This window comes from Rossellomorea marisflavi, assembly GCF_009806575.1.
In the GTDB taxonomy this organism is placed as follows: Bacteria; Bacillota; Bacilli; order Bacillales; family Bacillaceae_B; genus Rossellomorea; species Rossellomorea marisflavi_A.
In genome coordinates this window covers 2,789,833-2,815,791 of the sequence record NZ_CP047095.1, presented here as the reverse complement: position 1 = coordinate 2,815,791, position 25,959 = coordinate 2,789,833, and the positions used below count along the sequence as shown (strand labels likewise).

26 protein-coding genes, 1 pseudogene and 2 riboswitches are annotated in these 25,959 nt (G+C 43.5%); of the genes and pseudogenes, 23 read left to right on the top strand and 4 right to left on the bottom strand.

Going from position 1 to position 25,959, the window contains the following annotated elements; genetic code table 11:
- The 7 genes from D5E69_RS14695 to D5E69_RS14665 all read left to right on the top strand — a co-directional run bounded on the left by D5E69_RS14695 (nucleotide 1) and on the right by D5E69_RS14665 (nucleotide 6,362).
- Nucleotides 1-873, top strand: coding sequence for a branched-chain amino acid ABC transporter permease (locus tag D5E69_RS14695; protein ID WP_148795480.1), 873 nt, complete (start codon nucleotides 1-3; stop codon nucleotides 871-873).
- Nucleotides 870-1,865 carry a branched-chain amino acid ABC transporter permease gene (locus D5E69_RS14690; RefSeq protein ID WP_048006067.1) on the top strand — a complete coding sequence of 332 codons (996 nt, stop codon included), beginning with the start codon at nucleotides 870-872 and terminating at the stop codon, nucleotides 1,863-1,865. Before D5E69_RS14695 ends, D5E69_RS14690 begins: the two co-directional genes overlap by 4 nt.
- A 134-nt stretch (nucleotides 1,866-1,999) precedes the next feature.
- Entirely contained in the window at nucleotides 2,000-2,449 is a 450-nt protein-coding gene (locus D5E69_RS14685) for an ATPase, T2SS/T4P/T4SS family (RefSeq protein WP_488473446.1), read from the top strand.
- Between the two features lie 37 nt (nucleotides 2,450-2,486).
- Entirely contained in the window at nucleotides 2,487-3,980 is a 1,494-nt protein-coding gene (locus D5E69_RS14680) for a recombinase family protein (RefSeq protein WP_249931496.1), read from the top strand.
- A gap of 178 nt (nucleotides 3,981-4,158) precedes the next feature.
- The gene (locus D5E69_RS14675) at nucleotides 4,159-5,439 is read left to right on the top strand and encodes a DEAD/DEAH box helicase family protein (protein ID WP_249931495.1); all 1,281 of its coding nucleotides are present in this window, start codon (nucleotides 4,159-4,161) and stop codon (nucleotides 5,437-5,439) included.
- 335 nt (nucleotides 5,440-5,774) lie between these two features.
- A complete protein-coding gene (locus D5E69_RS14670; RefSeq protein WP_159129863.1) occupies nucleotides 5,775-5,972 on the top strand; it encodes a hypothetical protein in 198 nt (65 codons plus the stop codon).
- Between the two features lie 186 nt (nucleotides 5,973-6,158).
- Nucleotides 6,159-6,362: a hypothetical protein gene (locus D5E69_RS14665; RefSeq protein ID WP_159129862.1), complete on the top strand. Its 204-nt coding sequence runs from the start codon at nucleotides 6,159-6,161 to the stop codon at nucleotides 6,360-6,362.
- A 459-nt stretch (nucleotides 6,363-6,821) separates the two neighbouring features.
- Here D5E69_RS14665 and D5E69_RS14660 read toward each other — a convergent pair whose 3' ends face one another.
- Nucleotides 6,822-7,382 carry a recombinase family protein gene (locus D5E69_RS14660; RefSeq protein ID WP_159129861.1) on the bottom strand — a complete coding sequence of 187 codons (561 nt, stop codon included), beginning with the start codon at nucleotides 7,380-7,382 and terminating at the stop codon, nucleotides 6,822-6,824.
- A 1,050-nt stretch (nucleotides 7,383-8,432) separates the two neighbouring features.
- On the opposite strand from D5E69_RS14660, the gene D5E69_RS14655 reads away from it, so the two are divergent.
- The 13 genes and pseudogenes from D5E69_RS14655 (at nucleotide 8,433) to D5E69_RS14600 (ending at nucleotide 16,809) form a co-directional block, all read left to right on the top strand.
- On the top strand, nucleotides 8,433-10,295 hold the full coding sequence (locus D5E69_RS14655; RefSeq protein ID WP_159129860.1) for an ATP-binding protein: 1,863 nt from the start codon (nucleotides 8,433-8,435) through the stop codon (nucleotides 10,293-10,295).
- A gap of 52 nt (nucleotides 10,296-10,347) precedes the next feature.
- Nucleotides 10,348-11,427, top strand: a complete 1,080-nt coding sequence (locus D5E69_RS14650) for an MrcB family domain-containing protein (protein ID WP_159129859.1) — start codon at nucleotides 10,348-10,350, stop codon at nucleotides 11,425-11,427.
- Between the two features lie 25 nt (nucleotides 11,428-11,452).
- Entirely contained in the window at nucleotides 11,453-11,818 is a 366-nt protein-coding gene (locus D5E69_RS14645) for a hypothetical protein (protein ID WP_159129858.1), read from the top strand.
- 614 nt (nucleotides 11,819-12,432) lie between these two features.
- Nucleotides 12,433-12,555, top strand: coding sequence for a hypothetical protein (locus D5E69_RS23880; RefSeq protein WP_283957828.1), 123 nt, complete (start codon nucleotides 12,433-12,435; stop codon nucleotides 12,553-12,555).
- A 45-nt stretch (nucleotides 12,556-12,600) separates the two neighbouring features.
- Nucleotides 12,601-13,236, top strand: a pseudogene (locus D5E69_RS14640) (ATPase, T2SS/T4P/T4SS family); the annotation flags it as partial.
- Nucleotides 13,187-14,242 (top strand): competence type IV pilus assembly protein ComGB, encoded by a 1,056-nt coding sequence (comGB, locus tag D5E69_RS14635; protein WP_148795478.1) that lies wholly within the window; start codon nucleotides 13,187-13,189, stop codon nucleotides 14,240-14,242. The pseudogene D5E69_RS14640 and the gene comGB, both read left to right, overlap by 50 nt.
- A gap of 22 nt (nucleotides 14,243-14,264) precedes the next feature.
- Nucleotides 14,265-14,585: a competence type IV pilus major pilin ComGC gene (comGC, locus tag D5E69_RS14630; RefSeq protein ID WP_082139329.1), complete on the top strand. Its 321-nt coding sequence runs from the start codon at nucleotides 14,265-14,267 to the stop codon at nucleotides 14,583-14,585.
- 1 nt (nucleotide 14,586) lies between these two features.
- Nucleotides 14,587-15,018 carry a competence type IV pilus minor pilin ComGD gene (gene comGD, locus D5E69_RS14625; protein ID WP_159129857.1) on the top strand — a complete coding sequence of 144 codons (432 nt, stop codon included), beginning with the start codon at nucleotides 14,587-14,589 and terminating at the stop codon, nucleotides 15,016-15,018.
- Nucleotides 15,002-15,319, top strand: coding sequence for a hypothetical protein (locus D5E69_RS14620; RefSeq protein ID WP_159129856.1), 318 nt, complete (start codon nucleotides 15,002-15,004; stop codon nucleotides 15,317-15,319). The genes comGD and D5E69_RS14620 overlap by 17 nt, the downstream gene beginning before the upstream one ends.
- Nucleotides 15,285-15,728, top strand: coding sequence for a competence type IV pilus minor pilin ComGF (comGF, locus tag D5E69_RS14615; RefSeq protein WP_159129855.1), 444 nt, complete (start codon nucleotides 15,285-15,287; stop codon nucleotides 15,726-15,728). Before D5E69_RS14620 ends, comGF begins: the two co-directional genes overlap by 35 nt.
- The gene (locus tag D5E69_RS14610) at nucleotides 15,718-16,074 is read left to right on the top strand and encodes a hypothetical protein (protein WP_148795474.1); all 357 of its coding nucleotides are present in this window, start codon (nucleotides 15,718-15,720) and stop codon (nucleotides 16,072-16,074) included. Before comGF ends, D5E69_RS14610 begins: the two co-directional genes overlap by 11 nt.
- 3 nt (nucleotides 16,075-16,077) lie before the next feature.
- Complete coding sequence (locus tag D5E69_RS14605) at nucleotides 16,078-16,578, top strand: shikimate kinase (protein WP_048006060.1); 501 nt, start codon at nucleotides 16,078-16,080, stop codon at nucleotides 16,576-16,578.
- Between the two features lie 24 nt (nucleotides 16,579-16,602).
- Nucleotides 16,603-16,809, top strand: a complete 207-nt coding sequence (locus D5E69_RS14600; RefSeq protein ID WP_347566696.1) for a YqzE family protein — start codon at nucleotides 16,603-16,605, stop codon at nucleotides 16,807-16,809.
- A gap of 533 nt (nucleotides 16,810-17,342) precedes the next feature.
- Here the strand turns inward: D5E69_RS14600 and D5E69_RS14595 are convergent.
- From D5E69_RS14595 to D5E69_RS14585, 3 genes are all read right to left on the bottom strand, one after another.
- The gene (locus D5E69_RS14595) at nucleotides 17,343-18,623 is read right to left on the bottom strand and encodes an IS110 family RNA-guided transposase (RefSeq protein ID WP_159129661.1); all 1,281 of its coding nucleotides are present in this window, start codon (nucleotides 18,621-18,623) and stop codon (nucleotides 17,343-17,345) included.
- A gap of 276 nt (nucleotides 18,624-18,899) precedes the next feature.
- Nucleotides 18,900-19,685, bottom strand: coding sequence for a YqhG family protein (locus D5E69_RS14590; protein ID WP_048006058.1), 786 nt, complete (start codon nucleotides 19,683-19,685; stop codon nucleotides 18,900-18,902).
- Nucleotides 19,654-21,354: a DEAD/DEAH box helicase gene (locus tag D5E69_RS14585; protein WP_048006057.1), complete on the bottom strand. Its 1,701-nt coding sequence runs from the start codon at nucleotides 21,352-21,354 to the stop codon at nucleotides 19,654-19,656. Before D5E69_RS14585 ends, D5E69_RS14590 begins: the two co-directional genes overlap by 32 nt.
- A gap of 172 nt (nucleotides 21,355-21,526) precedes the next feature.
- A riboswitch (glycine riboswitch) is annotated at nucleotides 21,527-21,617 on the top strand.
- A 3-nt stretch (nucleotides 21,618-21,620) separates the two neighbouring features.
- A riboswitch (glycine riboswitch) is annotated at nucleotides 21,621-21,699 on the top strand.
- 81 nt (nucleotides 21,700-21,780) lie between these two features.
- Between D5E69_RS14585 and gcvT the strand changes: the two genes are divergently transcribed.
- The 3 genes from gcvT to gcvPB are packed head-to-tail and all read left to right on the top strand — an operon-like array spanning nucleotide 21,781 to nucleotide 25,702.
- Nucleotides 21,781-22,884, top strand: a complete 1,104-nt coding sequence (gene gcvT / locus D5E69_RS14580; protein ID WP_048006056.1) for a glycine cleavage system aminomethyltransferase GcvT — start codon at nucleotides 21,781-21,783, stop codon at nucleotides 22,882-22,884.
- 15 nt (nucleotides 22,885-22,899) lie between these two features.
- Nucleotides 22,900-24,246, top strand: a complete 1,347-nt coding sequence (gcvPA, locus tag D5E69_RS14575; RefSeq protein WP_159129854.1) for an aminomethyl-transferring glycine dehydrogenase subunit GcvPA — start codon at nucleotides 22,900-22,902, stop codon at nucleotides 24,244-24,246.
- The gene (gene gcvPB / locus D5E69_RS14570) at nucleotides 24,239-25,702 is read left to right on the top strand and encodes an aminomethyl-transferring glycine dehydrogenase subunit GcvPB (RefSeq protein ID WP_048006054.1); all 1,464 of its coding nucleotides are present in this window, start codon (nucleotides 24,239-24,241) and stop codon (nucleotides 25,700-25,702) included. The genes gcvPA and gcvPB overlap by 8 nt, the downstream gene beginning before the upstream one ends.
- The last annotated feature ends 257 nt before the right edge of the window (nucleotides 25,703-25,959 follow it).

Sequence of the window (25,959 nt, the reverse complement as noted above, 5' to 3'; positions counted from 1 at the left end):
ATGGACGTAATCATTAATCTATTGGTGAACGGCATCTCGACGGGACTGCTGATTTTCCTCCTCGCAGCGGGTCTGACGCTGATCTTCGGCTTGATGGACGTTTTGAATTTTGCCCATGGGGGGCTCTTTGTATGGGGGGCATTCATGGGGGCATGGGTATTCAATGAGACAGGGGATTTTCTCCTGTCGGTAGCGGCAGCAATCCTGATCGGAATGGTGCTCGGCCTCGTATTGGAACGATTTTTGATCCGACCGGTCTATGGAAACCATGTCAGGCAGCTCCTCATCACACTGGGAGGCATGCTCGTCCTGACAGAGAGCATCAAGATCTTATGGGGACCGAATCCCATCAGGGTCAATCTTCCGGAGTGGCTGCAGGGCAGTTTTCAGCTGGATGGGGGAGTGATCCTCATCAAATACAGGTTGTTTGTGATCGTAGTGGGAGTCATCATGTACGCCGCACTCTGGCTTCTATTGAGTAAGACGCGTATCGGACTTATGATCAGGGCCGGGGTCATCGATAAGGAAATGGTGCAGGCCATGGGGATCAACGTCAAAGCCATCTTTACGTTTGTGTTCCTGCTCGGTTCTGCCATGGCGGCAATGGGCGGTGCCCTCCTTGCCCCGTATTCTGGTGTCGTATTTGCAGAGATGGGGATGCAGTATGCGGTCCTTGCTTTCATCGTGGTGATCATAGGCGGGATGGGAAGCCTTCAGGGGTCGGCCCTCGCCTCCTTGATCGTCGGGGTCCTGGGCGCGTTTATGGCCTATTACATTCCAGACCTTTCCCTTGCCCTTAATATGCTGCTCCTCGCCTTCGTCTTATTGGTGAAGCCGACCGGACTCATGGGGGAAAAGGGGGGAGCCGTATGAAAAGCATGACGAATCGCATCCCTCTTTACGGGGGGATGGCAGGCTTGGTGGCCTTGATGCTGTTTCCTTTTGTCAATGATTCAAGGAGCATGCTCATCATGTTCACGCAGATCTTCATTTTCGCCATCTTCGCCATGAGTTTCGATATCCTTCTTGGGTATACAGGGATCGTTTCCTTCGGTCACTGCATGTTCTTCGGCCTGGGTGCCTACAGCGTGGCCCTCATGTTCAATAATCATGAGGCCACACTGGGGAACTTCATCATCGGGCTCCTGATCGGCATCGCCCTTTCAGCCGTGGTGAGCTATGTGATCGGACTACTGTCCCTTCGCCTAAAGAGTCACTTCTACGCCATGCTCACCTTGGCCGTTTCTCAGCTGTTCTTGGTTCTTGCCGAGAAGTGGAGGGGGCTGACCATGGGAGGGGACGGCTTTACATTCTCTGTGCCGGATGTATTCAAAGATCGCATGAGCTTCTATTATGTAACCTTGATCGTCATGGCATCCATCTTCATACTGTTGAAGTTATTCACCTCCTCGTCGACGGGGAAGGTCCTGAAGGCCATTTCCCAGAATGAGTACAGGACGGAAGCGCTTGGGTTCAAGACGCTTCATTACAAGCTCATGGCGAGTGTCACGTCCGGCATGGTGGCCGCATTGAGCGGGGCCCTGTATGCGGTTTCGCTACGGTTCATCAATGTGAGCGTATTCTCCATCGAAGTGACCCTCGATGCCCTGCTCATGACCATGATCGGCGGTCTCGGGACGCTGATCGGTCCCATCATCGGGGCCGGCATCATCGAGTTCCTGCGTCACTACCTATCGGAACTGGCATCGGTCTACCCGATCTTCGAGCGCTGGACGATCTTCCTCGGCTTCCTCTATATCGTCGTCCTCTTGGGCTTCCCGAAAGGATTGGCAGGTGTAGTGAAGTCCCTGAAGGGGAAAAAGAAGAAAGAGAGAAAGAACGACGAAGTGAAGAAAGCAGCCTGACCCATCGGCCCCGTCCAATTGGACGGGGCCTTTCTGGTAAAACAGAGTAAACGAAAAAAATAGTGAGCTTTGCAGGATTTTCAGGTTTTTTGTCGTATATATATCTTCAAGACTACTGAAAGGTGGTGTGATTCATCATCCACTCTGTCGAAACCTTCTCCGAACGGATGATTTCGGAAGCATTTCGCAGTCATGCAACAGATGTCCATCTCGTCCCTCGCAAGCACGATTACCTCATTCAATTCAGAAAGCTCGGAACACTCGTCCCGTTCAAGACGATCGACGAAGACCAGGCCGAGCGCCTCATCGCCCATCTGAAGTTCATGTCCTCCATGGATATCGCAGAGAAGCGAAAGCCCCAAAGCGGCTCCTACACCCATTTCATCTCACGGATCCCCCTGGCACTGCGGGTATCCACCCTTCCGACCACCCATCTCAAAGAAAGCCTCGTCATCCGGATCCTGCCCGAACGCTATCAGATCCCCATCGAGCATATGTCCCTCTATCCGTCCTCAGCCAAAAAACTCGTCGCCCTGCTCATGCACTCCCACGGTCTGATCTTGTTTACCGGACCGACTAGTTGAGTACTTGGGTAGTACACTGTATAATTACCTTGGGAAGGTGATTATATTGCTATTTAACAACGAGAAAGTAAAGCATGTTGCTGTGTATTTAAGGTTAAGTCGAGATGAAGAAAATCAAGGAATTGAACAAGTACTTGCTAATCATCGTCAAACTTTAATTGACTTAGTTAATGAAAATCACTGGTCATATGAGTTATTTGAGGAAGTGGCTTCAAGTAGCACCATTTTAAAAAGGAAAGAGTTCGTTAAACTACTTGAACGGGTTCAACAAGATTATTATGATGCTGTTGTAGTCATGGACATTGATAGGCTTTCAAGAAACGAATTCGACGCAAGTGAAATTAAAAGGATATTGTATCAAACCGAGACATATATCATTACACCACATAGAATATTTGATCTTACTAAAGATGATGACAGTTTGCTGTTAGGGATTACGAACTTAATTGCTAGTGGAGAATATAAACAAATCTTAAAGCGTATGAGAAGAGGAAAGGAATACGCACAAAAGCAGGGTCATTGGACAAATGGAATTGCCCCGCTAGGATACAAAAAGGACACTAAGACAAAGAAACTTGTTCCGAATGAACGTGCAAAAGACATTCAGTTTATCTTTTCTGAGGTTGATAAAGGTACTACTATACCTGATGTGCTTAAGCAGTTAAAAAGTATGGGTATTAAGACAAGAGAAGGGAACGATTTTCACTATAACAGCATACTAAGAATAATAAACAATGAGGCGTATAGAGGCACAATAATTAGTAACAAAACCACTGGTAAACATGCTAATACAATTAGACCTAAAGAGGAATGGATTATTGTTCATAATGCCCACCCAGCAATAATAGAAGAGAAAACTTGGGAATCGGCTAATAAGATCGTTAACGAATATTCTTTTAAAGCACCCAGAAGTAAGAACAGAATATACCCTACAAGTAATCTAATTTATTGTGCTAATTGTGGAAAGTCACAAGGGTGCAACTATCTTAAACGTCTTGATAAGGTTTACATTAAGCACTGTAAGTGCGGGAACAGAGGTTTTTATTATAATCCTGTACTAGTGGAAATTAAGAGAGAAGTTCTACAACATAAAGAAAGCATTTTAAAGGCACTAGAAACCCTTAAAGAAGGTAAACATGAAGACAACACTCAATTTATAAAAGACAAACTAATAAGCCGACTAAAGAGGTCTGAGAAGGCTTTGGAAAAAATCAATATACTTTTTGAGGAAGATGAAATAGACATTGTTACATATCGGGAACGAAAAGCTACAAGGTTGGAAGAAATATTGAAAATCGAAGAAGAAATATTTCGGGTAGATAGTGAAGATAAGACAGTGAGAATCAATGATCTTCAGGAACAGATAGAAACTGTAGACAGCCTTATGGAGAAATGGGATTTTCTCGATGGAGAAGGATTCTTAGACGAAAAGATAAATCGTCTATTACATGGTTTAATTAGCGGAATTTTTTGGTCTTATGGGAAGGGTGAGGAATCACCAAAAATTATAATAAGGTTCAAGGAGGAGTAATCGTTTAGATTATTCCTTTTTACTTTTTAAAAATACTACTATTTGTAAGAGAATGTAGGAAAGGTAAACGGGCTAGGGGGGGAATGTTCTGTTGTTTTTGATTCCAATCATATGTCCTTTTTGAATTTTTTTCTGCAAGTCTTACTTTGTACGGGCTATGAAGAAAGGAAGATGGAATATGTTATGTAAAAATCCAACAGAAAAAAAGATTACAATAATTGATTCAATTATGGGAAGTGGAAAGACAAGCTGGGCTATCCAACATATGAATAGATCACCAAATAATAAAAAATTCATATATATTACTCCTTTCCTAAATGAGGTAGAACGAGTACTATCATCCTCGGTAAGAAAGTTTGCACAGCCTGAAAATAAGAAAGGAGGTACAAAGCTAGAAAGCTTGAAAGAACTTATTTATAAGCGTGAGGATATTGTCTCAACTCATGCATTGTTTCAGCGAATGGATAATGAACTAATTGAACTAATTGAAATGCAGGGCTACACACTTATATTAGATGAAGTCATGAATGTTATTGATCAAGTTAATATATCTAAGAATGATTTACAACTGCTTCTTACAGCACGAACCAAAACAGGTGATCCAGCAATTTCAATTGACAACAAAGGCTTTGTACAATGGAACGATAAAGAATATAAAGATGGTAATTTTGAACATATCCGTAATCTTGCAAATTCGAATAATTTAATGGTTTACGATGGTATAGCAATGTACTGGATGTTTCCTGTATCAGCTTTTAAAGGATTTGAGGAGGTATACGTACTAACATATATGTTTAATGGACAGATTCAACGTTACTACTATGACTTGTTTAATTTAGATTACAACTTTCAAGCCGTATCATTTATTAACGATAGTTATGAACTAGTTCCTTATATACCTTTGCAACAAGAGAATAGAGTACATTTGAAAAATTTGATACAGATATATTATTCTCAACCTACAGATAGATTTGATATAAACAAAATTGGAGAAAAGACTTCTGCTTTTAGTAAATCACAATTAACTAAGCTAACAGGGAACAAGATGCAGCAGAAACTTTTAAAGGATCATGGATTTAACTTTTATTACAACAAAATGAAAGTACCAAGCAATGAGGTGATGTGGACAACATTTTTAGCCTTTGAAAAGAATATTTGTCCCAAAAATTTAAAGAAGCAGTTTGTGGAGGTTACTGCAAGGGCAACTAATGATTATGCAGATAAATCAACATGTATCTACTTTGCGAATCGCTACATGAATCCAATTACAAAACAATTCTTCAATAGTAAAGGTGTAAAAGTAGACGAGGATTTATTTGCACTATCAGAGTTACTACAATGGGTATTTAGAAGTAGAGTAAGAAAAGGTAAGCCCATTAACATATATATCCCCAGCAATAGAATGCGAACATTACTAGAAAAGTATTTGAATAACCAAAGCGTACTTAATGAAAGTTGATCTATTTTTAAAAAGGTATAAACAAATGCTGTATCCCTTGATATATATAGGTTTTCAAGCTATTTCCTTATAAGAAAACATATAAAAAGTATAGGTGAACGATTGCTTAGAACGCATAATAACATTACCTGTGATAGCTAAAGCTAACACACTCCATGTTATTATGGATATTCACCAGTAGTTATTCTATTACTAAATGTTAGCGAAGGTCGTTAGACCAAGCACGAGGCCCAGCCGAGTCTTAATCATTTTAATAATGGGAATTAAATGTGAATAGAGTTCAGAATGTCTAAGTTACCTTAAATGAAGAAGAATACAAGATTTTAAAAACACTTATGTTTGAGTTAGATAGTCGTTCATATAAGAAACCCAGTCAACCTGAAACGATTAGACACTCTGTGAAATTCATGAGGAATTACATTGATCTTCCTGCAATAGTTGAAGAGTTAAAAAGGGAATTAGAAGTGGGGAAAATGAAAAATAAGTCATTTGTACAATCATTTGATGAGTTTCAACACAAAGCAAAACTGTAAATGTGATCTAGTATGGTAGGTATAATCATAAAATGAACTTTCAAGTCAGGTTTAAATGCCTGGCTTTTTTTATGTAGTAAATTTAATTTTATTTCAATGTCCTAGTTAGAAATGAAATTGCAAGTACTCCTTTGAGAGGGTTGATACATGCACAGCCCTTTAAAAATTAAAGTGGAGGAATAAAAAATGAAAACAAATGTAAAAAACGGCATCATCAAATTAGGAGAGTTTGCTACAGATACAGGAACTATAGGATTAGGGGACTGCGAAATTTTAGGACTGCATATAGAAACAGAAAGTGATGGAGGGTGGTTTTCTGTGATGGGTAAAACAGATCAAAAAGGAATCGTAAGGCAGTTGGTTATAAACCTAGAACCATTTGCTGAATAAGATTAATAAAATGTGAAAATTGAGAATGATACTAAAATTCAGGAGATGTTGCTAATGAATGATCATGGGTTTTATAACATTAAATTAACCGATAGGCAAGTTTATGAAATTCTGTATCTATATATGGTTAAGGGGTTACAACCCTTTGAAATAGAAAAAAGATACAATGTATCTAGAACAACCATAAAGAATATTGTTAATGGAAAAAGTAGAAAAGATTGTTACTACGCTTTCACTGACTATAAGAGAAACAATCTTAACAAAGTGATTGAGATATTTAATTAGGATCAGAAGCTGGAGGTATGCATTCTTCCAGCTTTTTCTTGTGAATTATCCCTTTAACACTGTGCATACTTGTGCCCTCTGAGAATATTTTTTTGCACAAAAGCAAGTCGGCTATAGGTTAATCACCTGTATAAAAAGTTGTCTGCACAATGGCAGGTAAAGCTGCGATGGCCTTTAATGTGACGTCTTTAGCTTATTCTTTGCCCTAATAAGCGTACTTTTACTTATACCTGTGATCTCTTCTACTTGCTTATATGAACGGCTTTCTAGTAGTCCTAAAGCATGTTCAATTTGCTTCTTCCCATAAACCTTAGGTCTACCTTCCCTGAAGTCTTGACGTTTTCTAGCTATCGCCTTACCTTCCTGAGTTCGTTCTACAATCATATTCCTTTCCATTTCAGCAACTGCTAACAATGTTGTTAGAAAGAAACGTCCCATTGTAGTATCTTCTAACAGACCAACATTTAGAACGTGAACTCTTATACCCTTGGAAAATAAGTCCCTAACTATCTGGATACCTTCTAAAGTATTTCTTGCTAGTCTGTCGAGTTTGGTAACAACCAAAGTATCACCGTCTTTAAGTGAATTAAGTAATTCATTGAATTGGGGTCTGTCTGATCTAGTTCCAGTGTATTTCTCTGAGAAGATTAGATCACAGTTTTCATTTTCTAGTGCAAGTAGCTGTATCTCTAATTCTTGCGACAAAGTACTTACTCTTGCATATCCATATTTCATATGTATTAGTCCTTTCTAAATCAATTTTTGACACTAAGTTATGACACCTGTTGGTGAGTTGATAATACAGCATTAAAAAAATGGTGTCAATACTATTAAGTTATGACACAGTTATAGAAGGGAAAGTTAAGTTTTGATTCATAACTTATACACTCGGTAAGTCAAATACGACTACTCCATCTTTTTATTATAAGTGTATTTAATCCTCCGAAAATACCAAAAGTTAAGCTTGATCTAAACCTGAATCCATTATTATTTTTGTGATTTAAACTCAAACTTTTCTTCCTTAAAGAATTAGTAGTGGCTTTAGATAAATAGATCAGGACTATACGCCGTGGACTAATTACTCATACATAAATGACACGATATGAATCCCTAGATGTACCATACATATTTTCAGAAGGCTTTTCTACTTAATGATCTACAAGATGTGGTAGTAAAAAACCGACGCTGTTAGAAATATCCGACACAAATGCTGATTAAAAGGGGGGAGGGATACATACTCATATTGAGTTACCGCACACTATACAAGCGTGTAAAGGACCATTACAGCAGCGTATAGGGGCACTCCAATGCAGAGGAGAGTAAGAGATACCACCACCAAATAGCATCTGCAGTAAAGGTAAAGACAACGACAACAAAAGATGAGGTTAACATAAGAATGGAAAATTAGAAGGGATGAATAATTAAGGTAATGTACCAAAAAATGATAAGAATAATAGAAGATATGTACTGGAGTAACAGATCCCTGAAAATAGATCACACTGTAAACATATGATATGCCCCCCACCATAGGGGGATGGGGGTATAAGTGGGGGGGAATCTGGTGTCTGCAAAATTTATGCACTATGTCAAAAACCTTTTAGTGTTGTTTTATACTATTAGATTGTGGTGGTCAAGTATATGAGTTGTTTATATCAAGACCAACCTTTTGAAAATTTTTGTAGCAGTTTTTAAAAACCTTTATACCAATTCATCTTTTTATTCCCTTTTCTAACCTTTATAGTTAAAATATACTAGTAGAAAGAAAATTATGGGAGGGAATTGTTTATGAATGTTGGAGAATTGGGGAGTAAGTTTTCTTCATTGGCAATTGAACAAATTAGAGAGAATGTCAGAAGAACTATTATGAGTTACCGATCATCTTGGGATCTTTATACAGAATTGTTACAGAATGCTGTTGATGCAATCATTGATAAGTTCGGGTATGCAGACATTAATAATGGAGAAATAAAGCTTTCATTCCACACAGAAGAACGAGAAATATTTATTGAAGATAATGGTATAGGTATTAAACCCTCAGATATCTCAAGTATCCTAGTCATGGGTGAGTCGTTAAAAAGAAAAGAAGGTAGAGGCAAATACGGTTTTATGGGGTATGGTTTTACCTTTGTGTCTTTTCAAACAGAATTTATTAGAATTGAAAGTGTTTATAAAGGAAAAAAAGCATCGAGAACCTATTTTGACCTATATAAATTCGTATTTGAAGGTGCCGACCTCCCGCTTTCAGAAGAGGAAAAGAACGGACAAAACGAAGAGGAGACTCTGGAAGAATGTGGAACTAAGATAACTCTTCGCTTTCCCAAAAAGTTCCCTAACGAAACACTAGAAAAGAACATAAACTCTGCATTTTATCATGCTAACTCAATTGAAATGCTTGAATACATTTTACGAACGAAATCTGCTGTTGGTTTAGTTGACAGCATATTTAATGAAGACACAAATTTATTTAATATTCATGTAGAAGTTAATGATCAGGTAGTTCCGATTAAAGCAGGACATTTATCAACAAGAGAAATAATCAAAAAAATATATCCATCCGGTAACTTTTATGACATAAATGATTATGATGATTTCATTAAAGCGACACAACACTTAGACCAATCAGGAAAACGAGTGGCTAGAAAAGCAATGCTAATCGACGGAAAATACACTGATGTTAACATTGGTTTAATTAATCCATTAAAAGTAAATATTTATATTGCTGAAACAAGTAAAGCCCACCTGAAAACATACAATGACAAGTTTCCTAATGATGACCAATATGAGAACTTACATGTAAAAAATGGAATATGGTTAGCGATCGATGGGTTACCAACTGGTATATGTTTAGATCCTCTAAGTCACGGTAGTTATCTTCCTTTTACTGTAATTGTAGATGTGATTGATGAAAATAAAGAAGTCAAGAATGAATTAGATAGCGGTAGGAAAGGTATTACTGAATATCGGGCAGCACAAATAGTTGCTGTAGTTAAAAAGCTACTAAAGGACAAGAACTTTATTGACTACAGAGAATATGTGCTTGGTGTAGATACGCGGATAAATACTGATGGATATGATGCTAAGAGAGAATTAAGAAATAAACTAGCTAACAAACAACTACTTGAAATTGATTTGGTCCATAAATATTTCCCTATCGATAATGAACAAGAAGTAATTACTCTCTTTACCGAGTTGATAAGTAGAGGGGTTTTACCAGGTTATTTTCCAAAAGTAATTTCAGGATTTGACGTCTATGATGGCCTATATGATTATAAAACTGATTTCCCACAAGAAATTTTACTTCCACATGATCCCTTAGGAATATCTGAAAGTGTAAAAAATCGTCAAGCAGAAATGGATCGAGAGATTGTAATTGAATATAAAACATTTCTAAGAGGCATTTTTAGAGATCTAAAAGAGGTGAAAAAACGATTACAAGATATAGATATTTTAGTTTGTTGGAGTGTAGAATATGATAAGGTCAATGAGTTTGTTGAAACAGAAGGCATTGTTTTGAAAGAAGTAGATCAGTCAGAAAACGCATACTATGGAGTGACGCATGAAGTAGCAGGTCTTGGAAGAAACACGAATTTCTTACCCATTATTGAATTGAAGACGGTCCTGAATAAAAAGTTTAGTGCAGAATTGTAATTTGAAAGGGTGGGAAAGTTCCACCCTTTTTAGTTGTTCCAGGAGGGATATTATGAGGAAAGCTTTTGAGAAAGTATTAACTAATTACTTAGACCAAATATCTTTACCATTCAAACCTACTGAAAATGAAATGGCAAAATACATAACAAGAGAATTCCCAGAATTAATTAAGCACAAATCCCGCAGTATTGAATTCCTATTCAAAGTTCAGGGTTCTGTTGGGCAGGGTAAATGGACAGAAACCCCTTGGGTAAGTATTATGGACCGTACTATTACTAATTCAGCAACGAAAGGGTTTTACATTGTATATCTATTTAAAAATGACATGACTGGCGTTTACTTATCATTAAATCAAGGCACTACATATATAAAGAATAAATATAAAGGAAATAAGCCAAGAAGCAAAATGAAAGAAGTATCAAGTATATTAAGAAGTTCTTTAGATTACTCCAAAGAAGATTTTCCGAATAACGAAATTGATTTAAGGTCCACTACAGATAATGCCCAAAACTATATGGCGGCACATATATGCGGAAAGTATTATTCATTAAAAAGTCTTCCTGATGATGACGAGTTATTTGATGATCTGAAGAAAATGATAAGGGTTTATCGCAGGCTGAAAATTACTATGGGTCGTAGAAATACGGAACATTTTATTGATTATTTACTTAATATTGAAGCGATCGACGATACTCAGTTTCAATCTGACGTGCAATTAGTATCTCCTACCCATACCCCATATGTACCCCAACCTGTACCTTTAAAAGAACAAACAGGTGAACGGAGTAAATGGAAAAGAGATGCTGCAATTGCTAAAGAAGCATTACTAAATTCAAATTATTCATGTGAATATGATCAAAACCATAAAACTTTCAAATCTGCTGTAACAGGGGAGAATTTTGTAGAAGCACACCATCTTATTCCTATTAGGTTCCAGAGTGATTTTATCTGGAGTCTAGATGTTCCAGGAAATATTGTATCTATTTGTCCAAATTGTCATAGGCAGATTCATCACGCAAGCAAAACTGAACGTGAACTAATGATTAGAGAATTATACAAAAATAAAGCAGATGAACTAAATGATTTTGGAATTGCTGTAACGTACGAAAGTTTAATAAAGATGTATGAATAAATAGTTGGAAAGAGGAATGTTATCCATGGGTTTTCTGAAAAAAATAATATCTGAGTTAAAAGATCCGAAAGTGCCGGCCTCTACTAAGTTAGGTGTAATTAGTAGTTTATTTACTATTTTTGGGTTTTCGGCGGTTGCAGCATTCACTACACTAATTACTCAAGCTGCGATAGAGGTATTAATTATAAGTACCTTAGTTGGAATAATGTACGCGTGGATATTTTTCGGAATTACCAAGTTGCTTAAAAAATTTTTATATTCTTTTTTTGATAATTCTTTTGGAGGTATATTATATGTACTAGTCCAAATTTTGGCCATATTGATGTTGATTTATTTTTTATCCCTTGTTTTCCAGTGGTTTTCACAGCTAGCTAATTTATTAGATATTTAGTCATAATATATGTCTAGTAAGTAAAAAGACGTTTAGAAGGTAATCTTTTATAAATAACTATAATAAGCAGTAATCAATTAATTCTACCTCTTCAAGGAAATATCTAAGATCATGGGCATTAACCAATGATCTTGGCTATTTCTTTTTTTGTAATAATTATTTACACGTAAGTTGTTTCATAACAGTTCTAGTCAGTTAATCTAGCCCAATTCTCATTAGTAAGTTTTCTACCATTTAATTATAGTTGTCCGAAATGAAAAGTATGCGGAAGTTTAAAGTTTTTCGGGACGTTTGTTACACCTTGCTTTTCAAGTATCTTCTTAACTCCCCTGCTTAATTTTACTAACGTATTCACTCATACCACATTTTAGATTCTTGATGGTTCTAGATAATCATATATCAAACATTTTGCGAAGTAGAATCTTTGGATGTATCTGATCAGTATAATTGTGGATTTTGATGTTATATACCATGCTGGAAACTTTTCTTTTTTTCCTCATTATGATGGAACTCTGTTGATTTAGTCACTCCTTGTAATACCTCAATGTCCCAATTGGTATTTAAATTGCAAGTACCTCTTTGAAACAGAACAATCTAGGAGGTACTAATTGAAAATGGGGAATGTATTGAATAAAAAGAAGAATATAAAAATCATTGTTGAGGTTTTGAATGACCCATCACATGACACTTTATTAAATACAGCACGGATATTAAAGACTTTAGGCACTTCTGCTTAAAGTCTTTTTTTATTTCCTAAAAGGTCATCCCCAAGTACTATACTAACGGGAAGCGGGAAGACGACAACCCTTTACTCCCTTGTCCACCATTGTGCCGTTTCCCTTAACCGCAACGTCATCACCCTGGAAGATCCTGTTGAGAAGGCCCACGATGAGATGGTCCAGATCCAGGTGAATGAAAAGGCAGGTATCACGTATTCGACCGGTCTTAAAGCCATTCTTCGCCATGATCCGGATATCATCATGGTCGGGGAGATCCGGGATAAAGAAACCGCTGAAATTGCCGTCAGGGCAGCCCTCACCGGACATCTCGTCCTCTCATCTGTCCATACGCGGGATGCGAAGGGGGCCATCTACCGGCTCATGGAGCTCGGAATCAAATGGCATGATATCGAACAGACCATTTTGGCGGTTTCTGCCCAGAGGCTGCTGCGATTGAAATGCCCGGTCTGCGGGAATGATTGCTTCGGGGAATGCCTCGCTGAAGGGAAGAGGACCAACCGGGCTACGGTTTTCGAGATCCTGACGGGCAAAGAGCTGAAGAATGTACTGATGGAAGCAAAAGGGGAAAAGGTCGACCATCAATACCTGACGCTGAAGCAGCTCATCCGGAAGGGGGTGGCACTCGGATATGTTCCAGAATCTGAGTATCGGAAATGGATACATGAAGAAAAGGGATGAGCAGGGGAAGTTCCTGAAGCGTATGGGTTCCCTCCTCGAGAAGGGATATACGTTCAGTGAGGCAGTGGACTTCCTTCTCATACCCGATCATCCGGAGGCGACCGTCTTGAAGACCCGGATCCTCCATTCCCTGCAGGAAGGCGTGCAGGTTTCCAAGGTCATCACAAAAGAACTCTCACTCCCCACCCATGTGAGCGCCCAGATCTATTTTGCCGAGTTCCACGGTCAGATGGGAGCAACCCTCATGGGTGCAGGGGATTACCTCCTGCAGAAGCAGAAAAATCAAGAGAGGCTCAAGCGGGTCATCCAGTATCCCTTGATGCTCATCATCATCGCCGGAATGATGATGGTCCTCCTCCGGAATGTGCTTTTTCCGAAATTTGAAACCCTCTACAGCTCCATGGGCTATGAACCTTCCACTGGCGTGCAGCTTTTACTCTCGTTCGTAAAAGCCGTCCCCCTCCTGCTCGCGGGAATCCTTGCTGTACTTCTCTCAGCTGGGGTCATTCTTTTCTTTTTCCGGCACCGGATCTCCCCGGTCACCATTTCCATCCACACGAGCAGGATTCCTTTCCTATCCCGCTTCTTCAAACTGGCACACACCCACTTCTTTGCAAGGGAACTCGGGTTTTTACTAAGCAATGGTGTGTCCATCACCGAATCCCTCAGAATCATCGAACAACAAACCTTCCGCCCGACCCTTCAATATGTATCCGGCGAGCTCATACAGGGCTTGAAGTCGGGTATGTCTCTCCATGAGTGTGCAGGTGCCATCCCTTTTTTTCAGTCGGAGGTCGCCTATATCATCCACCATGGGCAAACGAACGGACGGCTGCCGGAAGAATTGCAGCTCTACGGGGATATGTGCTTCGTGGAACTCGAAGAAAGGAGCGGTGCCCTCCTTAAATACATCCAGCCAGTCATCTTCAGTTTTGTCGGCTTATTCATCATGGCCATTTACTTTTCAATCATGATGCCCCTGTTCCAAATGATGCAGGGAGTATGAGTTCAGAAGGGGGAATAAAAACGTGAAACACCTATTCAACAATGAAAGAGGGTTCACCCTCATTGAAATGATGATCGTACTCCTGGTCATCTCGGTCCTGTTGTTCATCGCGATCCCGAATGTCACGAAACAGAGCGGTTCCATCAATGCGAAAGGCTGTGAGGCCTTTGTCAATATGGTGGAAGGTCAGGTCGAAGCGTATAAAATGGACGGAAATACGGGGCAAGTCACAATCCAGAATCTTGTCACAGAAGGGTACTTGAAGGATGAGTACAAGGCCTGTCCCGATGGGAGGGCCATCACAATCAGTCAGAATGGTGATGTAAAGGTGAGCGATTCGTAGGATGCGGGAGGAAAAGGGATACACCCTTGTGGAGATGCTCCTCGTCCTATTCATGACGGGCGTCCTGCTGACATGGGTTGTTTTTTCCGTGAAACCGACGAAGGCTTCAACGGATGAAGAGGTTTTCGTCTCCCAGCTTCAATCCGACCTCGCGTACGTTCAAAGCTATGCGTTCCGCTACCAGATTCCCGTCCGTCTCACCTTTTATCCCGAGAATGGGTCCTATATCGCGAAAAATGTCCTGAATGAAATGTTATTCAATCGAAAACTCCAGGACGGTTTCGAAATCAAATCCAGCACGTTGTACGACATCACGTTCTATCCGAACGGAAATACCAATCGATTCGGCAGCGTCAATTTTGCGCGTGGCGGGACCAAGTATCAATTGACCTTTCAGATCGGACAGGGGCGTTATTATGTTCAGAAGAAATGATGGATTCTCCTTCCCCGAAATGCTCGTGGCATTCAGCTGCCTGCTGCTGATCACCGGCATCTTCCTGCCCCTGTTGATGAACCAATCCGTCCTGCTCAGGGAGAAGGAGTCCGAGGTGGAAGCATTGAAGTGGATGGAGGAGGGGGTTGAACGTGCCATGGTCACGAAAAAGTATGAAAGGAGCTCGAAATCCTATGGAGGTGTCGACTATACGAGGTATTGGGAAGGAGGGGCATCATCAATCTGCGTGGAAATACAGAGGGGCCGTGGCGTCAAGAAAATATGCAGCTCTGTGGAATGACCGTGGATTCACCCTGCTTGAAGCCTTGTTTTCCTTCTTTATCGTATGTCTGATTTCGTTTTCCATCCCGTTGGTGATCAAGGGCTTCTCCCTCGTCCGGGAGGAGATGATCCCGCCGCCGTATTATCAATGGACATTATTCAACGAGAGTGTAAGGCAAGAGACGTGGAAATCCGGGGGGATGACCGTAACGAATTCAGGATTTTCATTCATTCTGAATGGAGAGAAGGTCACATATGAAAAATATCAGGATTCTATCAGGAGGCGGGTGAATGATAAAGGCCATGAAGTTGTCCTTCAGAAGCTTTCAAGGGTCACTTTCAACGCGATAGACGGCGGAGTCAGGATAGAGGGGGTATTCCTTGATGGGACGAAGCATGAAGGAGAGTTCTTTTACTTTGGGGAATGAGAAAGGATTCATCCTACCGTTCACATTGATGTTCCTGTCCGTCATCTTGACCGTTGCCGTCACTTCAAAAGATCTTTATGTGAGCAAATACCGATACTTGACCAATATGCAGAACGTGTATGAACGAAAAATCAGCTTGTACCAGACCGTCCTTTATGAAATGGAAGCAGGAGGTGGTGTCGATGGACTGCGGAAGGGAAGCTTCGGCACGATGAGTGTGGACTACCTGGAGGATTCTGGTGACCTCCAGCAAATCGAAGTGAGACTGAATCAGCCCGGTGAGGTTTTTCTTCCGGTCGTAGTCGTGTATAATAAGGACACAAAAAAGATAGTGGATTGGAAGTAGATTATGGAATCAATTGTGCTTATCGGATTTATGGGAGTAGGAAAGACGACAATCGGGCATATGCTCTCCGAAAAGGTCGGCCTTCATGTCGTGGACATGGATGAATACATCGTCAAGCAGGAGGGGATGCCTGTCCGCGAGATTTTCGAGCGTTTCGGCGAAGGGCATTTCCGTGATCTCGAAACGGCCGTCCTGTCAAAGCTACTGAATGAAGCGTGCATCATCACGACGGGAGGAGGGATCGTCGAGAGGAAGGAGAACCGCACCCTGCTTGGCGAAAACGGGTGTGTGATCCATTTGTCCGCTCCGTTCGAGAGCCTGTGGGAGCGGCTTGAAGGAGATCCCGACAGACCCCTTGCACAGAATCCCCGTCATGAAGTGGAGAGTCTGTTCAGTCGTCGCATTCCTCTATATGAGGAAGCGAGGACCCATGAGGTGGACACCGGCGGGAAAGATGAAGAGGCGGTCACACGCGAGATCCTCTCCCTCCTCGGGAGGAATTAAAGCAAGGGAATCTGGGCATACTGGATGGGTGAAGGTGGTGGCAGGATGTCTGTGAATGACTACGTCAAATTCTTGACCCAAACCGTGGTTCAGCATTATAACAAATCACCCCAGGAACGGAAAACAATCAGGAAGCAGCGCAAGACTCGGAAGGAACCATTCCTGTATCGGTGGTTCGGCATCATCCCTTATGCGGTCGGGCTGTTTTTCAAAAAAAATAGGAATAAATAAAAGGTGACTGGCTGGGACAAACGTGTTTCAGTCATAATAAAACCCGAATTCTTTTGCCGATGATCAGGCAAAAAATTCGGGTTTTTACTTTGTTTCATGATCATTACGATTCCATTGTATCCAGCCGTTGATTGGAGTGCAAGCTGAAGACTCCCTCGGAAAAAGTTATTATGACGGGTGTTCCCAACACTTTTCTTAGGTGAAAAATTTTTTTGAATATCCTTTCGGATTTTCTTCATTCCTTCATTTATCATTTATTCAAAATAAAGGGGATCGAGCCTACGCGTTGCGTCAGGAGATTGGATAAATCCCCCCTTTTTAATTCTTATGGGCACCTTTGATCTCTGCTTGTTAAGGGGACTCACCCTCCCATATCTCCTGGCATCTATGTGCTCACATTCCTTCGTTGGGTCTCGCCTTAACGCAGAGGCCAGCTTATGCTCCTGCATGGACTGATCTAAGATGATCGTCGAAAGTCTTGTGTGTGCCGGCTTCTCAGTGTCTAGGTTGTTTTAATTAAGCGAGCGTAGATGTTACGCAGCTTCTTGATTACCAAAGAAGGAGATATCAGCTACCATACGTTCTTCATTGAATGTTTCGCCCCTTTTGCTTAAACCATGAAGGACTTGAATCAATTTCCGACATAGGATTAACAACGCTTCTTTCTTAGCGACGGGGTGTTCGCGATGTTCACTATAGTAATCGTACAGGGACCGAAACGCTGGTATGGCGTGTAAAATCGGGAAAATCGCCTTATATATCAAGGAGCGTAGCCGTTTCCGCCCGCGTTTCGACAAGCGTTTGTTCCCTTCTTTTTTTCCCGAGGAATTGGTGACTAACGTAAGACCCGCTAATTTAAGGATTTGGCGTGGACTCTTATAGTGTGAAAAGGCTCCTATTTCTGAAAGGATCTCTACTACGGTGTTTTCTCCAATACCAGGGACCGAAAGGAACAGATCGAAATCTGTCATCTGTTTCGCCAACGTCACTAACTGCTTTTCTATGCTTACCAGTTGTTCTTCAAGCAGCTTCATCTGTGTCAATAGAATTTGGATTTCTGCCCGTGCCATTTCAGGACTCTCCTGATAGCCAATAGATGTGGCCGCGACATCAAGAAGCTTAGTAAGGTTTTTAACCGAGAAATGCTTACCTCCCAGGTTCTTGAGGTTCTCCAAGAGCTTCTCAGGATCTTCTCTCACAAGGTCTTCCGGAAGAGGATAAGAAGAAAGAACAGTGGAGGCGTTCATTCCAATGGACTTATAAACCGAAATAAACTCAGGGAAGTATAGATCAATCCATCGCTTGATCCGGTTTTGAGTCGACGCTCCTTGTTTTTTCAGACGAGCCCTAAATGCCGAACCATGACGCAACTCTGCTTCAATAGGAGTCATGTCACGAGGAATACTGTAATAGCCTTGCGGTATCATCTTGGCAATGACACGAGCGTCTTTCGGATCGTTTTTACTCTGTAGGTTGTCATCCAATTCTTTGGTTTGCTTCACATGGAGAGGGTTGACGAGAACAAAGCGAATGCCCCGGTCCGTAAGGTACGAGGATAAATTCATCCAGTAATGACCGGTAGGTTCAAATCCAACGACTACATTCTTCTTTTGATGAGATTCCATCACCTTTAGGATGGTAGCGTAAAAGGTTTCAAAGCCTTGTCTGGACTGACGGAATGAGAAGCTTTTCTTGACCTCCCTACCTCGTTCATCCACTGCGCAGGCATAATGTACACACTTGGCGATGTCGACGCCAATCACCAATGTGTCCTCAGAAATTTGATTAATGCGTTCATTTCGATTATCATGCATGTTAAAGATCCTCCTTTTTGTGTGTGGCTTCGCACCTGCATCATAAAGGAGGATCTTTTTTTGTGCAATAGGTCCATACTTTCCCCACAGGAATAGCTCCTGCGGGAAGAGTAGCTGATGTGAGAATCCGCCGGCTTACTGAAGAGTCTCACGGGCTACCCTGCGGAAAGTGAAGTCTTGCACGGAAATCTTGAGCGGTATGAATAACCTAGAACCTATCCCAATTGGTTTTCATTACAAGGTACCTTTTAGTTTTGTCCCAATCTCTTTAATCTGTCACTGCTGAAGGTAGAAGATCCCCCCATTGATGATCTCGATCTCGATCTTCGGTTCGTATTGATCCTTTAGGGCAGCTTGTTCAAGGAAGTAGGATTCGGGCTTATCTTCGACCTCTTTATAAAAGTGGTCCAACAGCTCCCGGTCTTCCTTCCATGAGGCAAGGGCTGATTCTGCCCATTCCGTCGACTCCCGGCTGATTTCATCCCGCAGTTGTTGCTGGATGCGTCCGATCCCACTTTTGGGGCGGATGATCGGGGTCAGGGTGAAGCAGAGATCCGGTATCTTCGGCGTCAGCTTGAGGGTGAGTAGTTCATCGTGAAATCCTTCCTTCATCATGCCGTTAATGAGATTGAGGCCGATGCTCCGGAATGTATCCTTCTTGCGATTGGATTGATAGGAGATCTTGACGTTCATGCCGAGCCACGGATGAAGCGGGATCTGTTGCTGGCTATACCCCGCACGGTCCTCATAGAGCCGGGTATACCCCGCGAGACTCCGGGTTGAACGGAAAATCTGGTGCAGTCGGGGTGAACCGAAATGGATGACTTCCCCATTGAGTCCTTCAGGAGCCTTTTCCTGATCGGTGATGAGGCTTAGCGCCATGGGATTCGGTTCACCGCCGGTCTTTTCGAGATAATGCCAGTAGAATGGGCGGTTCATGAGCTCTTTATCCATCTCGATCGTGAGCTGGACGGTCATATAGCCATCACCGCTTGCCTTCAGCTCACATCCGTTCGCATGGAAATACCGCTCAAGAAATCGATGTATTTCGTGCTGCTGCATCGGCCTTCTCCTCCTTCATCTCTTCGGCAAATTGAATCATGCTCGTCAGGTTTTCCATTTTGATCTTCATTTCACCCTCGGTTCTTGAGGAGGCGAAGATATCCGTCATATGATCTTCAAACTCTTTGAAATCGAGTCGGGTCAGGATGTCATCAAGTTCGCCGATCACCCGCTCGAACAGGTTGATTTTTTCATAGAGCAGGGTGAGGATATGTTCTTCGACGGTTCCTTTTGTGGCGAAATTATAGATATGAACATCCTCGGTCTGTCCGAGACGGTGGACCCGTCCGATCCGCTGCTCCAGTCTCATGGGATTCCACGGCAGGTCAAAGTTGATGACGTGATGACAGAATTGAAGGTTGATCCCTTCCCCGCCGGCTTCCGTCGCGATGAGGACCTGGGCGTGATTTTGGAACAATTGTCTCATCCAGTCCTTTTTCCCACGCTTGAACCCGCCCCTAAAAGGAACCGATGTGATGCCATGCTGCTTCAGGAACCATTGAAGATACATCTGGGTGGCCCGGTATTCAGTGAAGATGATCACTTTGTCGTCGATGGATTGGATCAGCTCCAGGGCTTTCTTTGCCTTGGAGTTGACGGAGACATTCTCCACCTTCTGCATGAGCGTTCCGATGACTTGCTTGAATCCTTCTGAAGGATCTTCCTTTTTGGCGAGCATATTCTTCAACGTAAAGTACACGGCTTCCCGGCTGGAGCATGCTTCCCGCTGCAGGGTGAGGAGGGAGAATGAGCTCGACGCCGCCCAGTCATCGTAGCGGCCGCGCAGAAGGTCAAAGCTGTCGTACAGGTCCCTCTCGCCATGTGAAAAGTCGATAAGGACCGTTTTCACATGGCGCTTCGTCCATTCGATACCCGTGTCATGGCGGCGATTCCTGATCATCACCTTGTTGATCAAGTTTTTCAGATGGTCGTCATCCTCAAGGGACCGATCTCCATTTTTATACCGGTCGGTAAAGCCCGATTCGCTTCCGAGGTGCCCCGGCTTCAGGAGGGAAACAAGATGAAAGATTTCCTCGATCCGGTTCTGGATGGGAGTGGCCGTCAGAAGAAGGCAGAATTTTTTCTTCAGGTTCTGCACAAATTCATAGTTTTTCGTTTTGTGATTCTTCAGTTTGTGAGCTTCATCGATGATGACGAGATCATAATCCTGTTCGTAGACCTTTTCACGGTGAGGGCTTCTCTTGGCCGTATCCATGGAAGATACGACGATATCACACTGGTCCCAGACGTAACTTTTCCGCTGGGGGACGGCAGGGATGAAGAATTTTGTGTTCAACTCATAGCACCACTGGGATACCAGGGACGCCGGCACGAGGATGAGCACCTTCTTCACCAGTCCACGGATCATGTATTCCTTGAGGACAAGTCCTGCTTCGATTGTTTTCCCGAGCCCGACCTCATCTGCGAGGATCGCTTTTCCGTTCATGGTCTCCACCACCTGCCTCGCAGCTTCGAGCTGATGGGGGAGGGGAGTGACATTTGCCAAATGTTTCGGTGCCTGCAGCCCCTCAAAGTTCGGAATTGCAAGATGGTGCTCGAATTCGACAGCGAGTTTGTACAGGTCGAAACTTCCCCAGGGCCCGTCATTGTTGATAAGGCTTTCAAGATTTTCTCCCCATCCCTCATCGAATATGATATCTACATTCATATGAAAACAACTCCTTTTTTTCTGCAAAAATTGATTGCCCGGAACAATTGATTAATGGTAGGATGAAAATAGATTTACAATCTTACAAAAATGATCTAAATCCGAACATTAGCATCTGCTGCATTTCTTTTATATCTTTAGTATGACCAATTATTGCAAGGAATATTGGCGAATGATGACAAGGGGAGAGACTGCAGTCTGCAGCGCCGAAGGAGCAAGCATCACGATGTGAATCTCTCAGGCAAAAAGACTCTTGTCGGACGCAACTCTGGAGAGCGTCCCGGATGGGGACCACCAAAGGGGAAAGCCGTATGAATCGGTAAACTTTCAGGTGCCAGGACAGAGAAGCCCACTTATTGAAAAGGGGCTTCTCTGTCCTTTTTTCATGCAAAAGAATGCAGTGTAACCACTAAAGGGGGAATCGCCATGTCAGAACTGAAGCAAACGCCTTTACACGATCTTTACCGCGAGTATGGAGGAAAGACGATCGATTTTGGAGGATGGGCCCTGCCTGTACAATTCTCCGGGATCAAAGACGAGCATGAAGCCGTAAGGAGCCGTGCAGGTCTTTTCGATGTCTCCCATATGGGCGAGATCACGGTAAAAGGGGAGGGTGCCCTTGAGTATCTTCAACGGATGATGACCAATGATCTGTCGAAATTGAAGGACGGAGGCGCTCAGTACACCGCCATGTGCTACGAAGACGGAGGAACGGTCGATGACCTTCTCGTCTATAAACGGAGAGATCACGATTATCTCCTTGTGGTCAACGCATCCAATATCGAGAAAGATTACGAATGGCTCATCCATCATGCAACCGAAGGGGTCGAGCTGACGAATCGTTCAGGCGAAATCGCCCAGCTTGCCATTCAGGGGCCGCTGGCGGAGACGATCCTCCAGAAGCTCACCGATACAGATCTTGGCAGCATCGGGTTCTTCAAGTTCCAGGATGAGGTCATGATCAGCGGTCACGAAGCGCTCGTATCAAGAACGGGTTACACAGGGGAAGACGGGTTTGAAATCTACTGTGCATCGGATTCCGCACCGGCGCTGTGGACAGAAATCCTTCAGGCGGGTGAAGAGGAAGGGATCGTACCTTGCGGCCTTGGTGCCCGTGACACTTTGCGATTCGAAGCGAATCTCGCACTCTATGGACAGGAGTTGTCGAAGACGATCACTCCCATCGAAGCGGGAATCGGTTTTGCGGTGAAGGTGAATAAAGACATCCCGTTCATCGGCCAGGAAGTCCTTCGCAAACAAAAGGAAGAAGGGGCACCTCGTAAACTGGTCGGGATCGAAATGATCGACCGCGGCATCCCTCGTCATGGATATAGTGTATTTTCAGGGGAAGAGCTGATCGGGGAGGTCACAACCGGTACCCAGTCGCCGACACTGAAGAAGAATATCGGTCTTGCACTTATCAAGAAGGAATTTGCCGAGCCCGGTACTGAAGTGATCGTGGAGATCCGTAATAAACAATTGAAAGCCGTTGTAGTGAAAACACCATTCTATAAGAGAACTGGCAAATAGGGAGGACTGACGTTCATGAAGCATCGTTATTTACCGATGACAGATCAGGATCAAAGAGAAATGTTGGACAGCATTGGAGTCGACAGCGTCGATGCCCTTTTTGAAGATATTCCGGAAGAAGTTCGCTTTAAAGGCGACTATAACATTAAAAAAGCGAAATCCGAGACGGAACTCGTCAAGGAACTGAGTGCTCTGGCAGCTAAAAATGCCGACCTCAGAAGTCATGCAAGCTTCCTGGGAGCGGGAGTATATGACCATTACATGCCGATCATCGTGGATCATGTTTTATCACGTTCTGAATTCTATACGGCCTATACGCCGTACCAACCGGAGATTTCACAGGGCGAACTCCAGGCGATTTTCGAGTTCCAGACGATCATCTGCGAGCTGACTGGAATGGATGTAGCGAACTCTTCCATGTATGACGGTGGTACATCCCTTGCTGAAGCCGCCATGCTTTCAGCCGGTCAGACACGTCGCAAGAAGGTACTCGTATCAGCGGCGGTTCATCCTGAATCCAAAGATGTCCTGCGCTCTTATGCGAAAGGTCAGTATATCGACGTTGTAGAAGTTCCCCATAAGGATGGGGTGACAGATCTTGAAGCGCTCGAGAACCTCATCGGTGACGACGTGGCAGCTGTGATTGTTCAATATCCGAACTTCTTCGGACGTATCGAGGATCTTCAGGCGATTGAAGCCATCACCCATGGGTCAAAAGCGATGTTTGTCGTCTCTTCCAACCCCCTTGCACTCGGCGCACTCACACCACCGGGCAAATTCGGTGCCGATATCGTCATCGGGGATGCGCAGCCATTCGGAATTCCGAGTGCATTCGGCGGACCGCACTGCGGCTATTTCGCCGTCAGCAAGAAGCTTATGCGGAAGGTACCGGGCCGCCTTGTCGGCCAAACGGTGGATGAAGACGGTGTCCGCGGATTCGTCCTGACCCTTCAGGCAAGGGAACAGCATATCCGCCGTGATAAAGCGACCTCCAATATTTGTTCGAATCAGGCGCTGAATGCCCTGGCGGCTTCCGTTGCCATGACGGCACTCGGGAAGCAGGGGGTTAAAGAGATGGCGATCCAGAATATCCAAAAAGCCCATTATGCGAAAAATGCCCTTAAGTCTGCCGGATTGGAACTGGCATTCGAAGGACCTTCCTTCAATGAATTCGTCGTCAAATTGAAGGCGCCGGTCAGGGACCTCAATCTCCATCTTATCCAAAAAGGGATGATCGGGGGATATGATCTCGGTCTTACGGACGAAACGCTCGCCAACCATATGCTCGTTGCCGTCACGGAACTTCGCAGCAAAGAAGAAATCGATGCATTTGCTAAAGAATTGGGGGATTATCATGCATAAGAAGGATCAGCCTCTTATCTTCGAACTAACAAAAGAAGGACGCGTTGGATACAGCCTGCCTGAACTGGATGTACCGGCAGCAGATCTATCCGATCTGATTCCGGCAGAATTCATCCGCACAGAGGAAGCCGATCTTCCTGAAGTGTCCGAGCTTGATATCATGCGTCACTACACGGCTCTTTCAAAGCGTAACCACGGAGTCGACTCCGGCTTCTACCCGCTTGGGTCATGCACGATGAAATACAATCCGAAGGTGAACGAATATGTGGCGCGCCTCAATGGATTCGCCCATATCAATCCGCTTCAGGAACCTGAAAGTGTACAAGGGGCACTCGGTCTCATGTATGACCTCCAGGAACATCTGAAAGAAATCACCGGGATGGATGAAGTGACCCTCCAGCCGGCTGCGGGAGCTCATGGGGAATGGACCGGGCTTATGATGATCCGCGCCTTCCACGAAGCGAATGGCGATACCCAGCGTACAAAGGTCATCGTTCCCGACTCTGCCCACGGCACCAACCCGGCGAGCGCGACGGTTGCAGGTTTCGAGACCGTTACGGTCAAGTCCAATGAAGACGGCCTCGTTGACCTCGAAGATCTGAAGCGGGTGGTGGGGGACGATACGGCTGCGTTGATGCTCACGAACCCGAACACCCTCGGGCTCTTTGAAGAGAATATCCTGGAGATGGCTTCCATCATCCATGGTGCCGGCGGCAAGCTCTATTACGACGGTGCGAACCTCAATGCGGTCCTCTCTAAAGCAAGACCGGGGGACATGGGCTTTGACGTTGTCCATCTTAATCTTCATAAAACGTTCACAGGCCCTCATGGAGGAGGCGGACCGGGAAGCGGCCCTGTCGGGGTGAAGGAAGATTTGATCCCTTACCTTCCAAAGCCGATCCTCGTCAAAAAGGGAGAAGACTTTGTGTTCGATTATGACCGTCCTGAAAGTATCGGAAGAGTGAAACCATACTACGGGAACTTCGGGATCAACGTCCGTGCCTATACGTATATCAGGACGATGGGTCCTGATGGTCTGCGCGCCGTGACGGAGAATGCCGTACTGAATGCCAACTACATGATGAGAAGGCTTGCTCCTCACTTCGACCTTCCGTATGACCGTCATTGCAAGCATGAGTTTGTGATTTCCGGAAAACGTCAGAAGAAACTCGGGGTGCGTACCCTTGATATCGCGAAGCGCCTTCTCGACTTCGGCTATCATCCGCCAACCATCTACTTCCCATTGAATGTAGAAGAGTGCATGATGATCGAACCGACGGAAACCGAGTCGAAGGAAACCCTCGATTCCTTCATCGAGGCCATGATCCAGATCGCGAAGGAAGCGGAAGAGAATCCGGAAATCGTCCAGGAAGCTCCTCACACGACGGTTGTGAAACGCATGGATGAAACCCTGGCGGCACGAAAGCCGGTCCTACGTTACCAGAAAGAAGTTTAAAGAAATTTAATGTAAGAAGAGAGAAAATGCTGGGACAAAAGTGTTTCAGTCATAGTAAAACCCGAATTAATTTGCCTAGTACTAATTAATTCGGGTTTTTAATTTGTTTCATGAACATGACTATTTCATTGTGTCTACCGGTTGAGTGAAGTGCAAGACGAAGACTCTTGACGGAAGAGTATCTGATGTGTGGCCCCGCAGACTTGCCGGAGAGGCTCATGGGCTATCCGCGGAAAGCCAAGTCTTGCGACATAAAG